This is a genomic window from Xenorhabdus khoisanae (assembly GCF_001037465.1).
GTDB classification, from domain to species: Bacteria; Pseudomonadota; Gammaproteobacteria; order Enterobacterales; family Enterobacteriaceae; genus Xenorhabdus; species Xenorhabdus khoisanae.
In genome coordinates, this window is sequence record NZ_LFCV01000108.1 from 1 (window position 1) to 2,135 (window position 2,135).

Here is a 2,135-nt window from a genome sequence, read left to right on the forward strand (position 1 = left end):
CTGTTAATGCTTATAAAGTTTGTTTAAATTTTTCGGTTTGGTTATTATCCTCAAGTGAAGAAATTAAATATACTTATAGTTCTTATGGTGTTGCAGATGGAACGTGCCAATGTTTCCTTTTTATTGAGCCGCTAAAAACTGGAATTGAGACTATTAATGTGAAGTTTGATACGCCAGATATCATAATTGATGATGTTGTTAAGAATTCTATACCAATAAATAATCCTATTACTAATAAAGTCTTGAGTTATAAATTAACCTCAAATAAAGCTTTTAGGACTAATTTTTCTATTAATGCCAGTGGTAGTGGTATTTCTATGGAACAAATTAATAACACTATCGTTTTTGTCGATCCGCTAACATTTGAGTAAAATAATATGGCAATTTCAATAAACTTCACTCCATCATATGAAGTATTTCAAGATAGACCGGCGGTTAATATTAATATATTAGCTTATGAATATTCGGAGACATTGCCTGGATTAGACTTAATTTTTGAATGTTCATTAGGCAGTTTTGTTGTTAATGGTCAGGATACAGGCCAAAAAAAATTGCTTGGTAGCATAAATGGCGTAGGGGAAGCTTCTGTCTTGATCGCAGGCCCGGATGTAGGTGGTAATGGTCAATTGACCGTCTTTTTTCAGGAGAGTGGTAACCAGATTGCTATACAACCTTACCATTTCAAAGCTACGGCGTCTTATTCGCTTAATTTTAATGTCATTAATGACTATGCAATGGCTGATGGAGAACAGCATAACAAAGTCAGGGCAACTCTTACGGGAACAGGTTCAGGAGTAAATCTCGCCAATCGTAAGCTGAATTTAAAAGTTACAGGTTTCGCTTCTTTTGAGAAAGGCCAGCTAACTCAGACCACTTCTGTTGATACAGACCCATCGGGAACTGTGAATTTAAAACTCTATAACACCCATAAAGAGGGTGAAAATGTAACACTCACTGGTTTTTTAGATGTCAGTGAAACCGCTCACGACATCGCACATATCCATTTTCAATCTAATCTGGATTGTGACGCAAATCCCCCTTCTGATGGAAAATATATTAGGACCATCTTTAGTTATTCCCTTAAGAATCAACAGCATCTTTTGCGTCAGCGCAAATGTGATCATCTAGTGACTGTACATAAGCTCATTACAGGCGGACAGCAAGGGGATCAAACTTCTACCGGACAGAAATGGGTAAACTTTTATGATTTAATGTTTCCTTTTGTTCTTGGAGAAGAACAATATATTTTTGGGTTAGCCAAAAATTTTATTAATGCGTCACAAAACACCTATAAATCTTATTGGATAATTGCAAAACTGGATACAGAAGGACACAAAGAAATCATAGATAATGGATATTGGAATAGTGATTATGATATAGGTTTTGCATATAAAGCAGGTAAACGTCAATTTATCTATCTTCATAGTAAAGAGGCAAATAATAAAGGTGGGTATCCTTATATTATACAAGAAATCCTTTCGAGCGGAAAAATGGTAAGGACACCAACGGAGCAACGTGACTGGGATAATTTCTACGGAGCCACATTCTTCTTTTCAATGGAAGATAAAGAATATATATATATCCATACAAGCGTAAATCAAAATGCTTTTACTTATGAGTTGAGTAAAGATGGAAAAGTAGGTAAACAGAATACTTCTAATACCTGGGCATATTATTACTACCCAGAGTTTACATATGTTATTGAAGATAAATACTATTATGCAGGACAAAGATTTTACGATAATTATTGGTTTACTGGTTATATATTTAGTAGAGGAGTTCCTGATCGGTTCAATGAGCATCAAGACCCATGGGATACGAGTTATCAATATTTGGTTCCATTCTCCATTGATGAAAAGCAATATTTTTTGAGGCAGGATCAGAGTAAGGAACATTGGTATATTGCAGAGCTTTTTGCTGATACAAATATAGGGGATAATACTGATTCCAGTGATAACCATTAACTCCTATTAATATGTTTATCCATGGATTTCAAGGTACGTAGTGATAGAATTTGGGCATCAGAGCTACTGACAAATAAAATTATTTTTCAAGATAAGTCTTGCAAAAAAGAGGAATGTAATGAACGCATCCCAACCACTGAACCTTTGGCACCGTGCTGGAATTGAGAGATG

At 35.0% G+C, this 2,135-nt stretch carries 2 protein-coding genes; both read left to right on the forward strand.

Features of this window, described 5'->3' with window-relative positions:
* Positions 1–371: hypothetical protein (locus AB204_RS22840; RefSeq protein WP_047964214.1), on the forward strand; the 371-nt coding region annotated here is incomplete at its 5' end.
* Between the two features lie 6 nt (positions 372–377).
* Positions 378–1,964, forward strand: a complete 1,587-nt coding sequence (locus AB204_RS15170) for a hypothetical protein (protein WP_047964215.1) — start codon at positions 378–380, stop codon at positions 1,962–1,964.
* Positions 1,965–2,135: the final 171 nt, after the last annotated feature.

Coding starts and splice junctions, on each gene's coding strand:
- AB204_RS15170 (WP_047964215.1), top strand. CDS start 378: ATGGCAATTTCAATAAACTTCACTCCATCATATGAAGTATTTCAAGAT.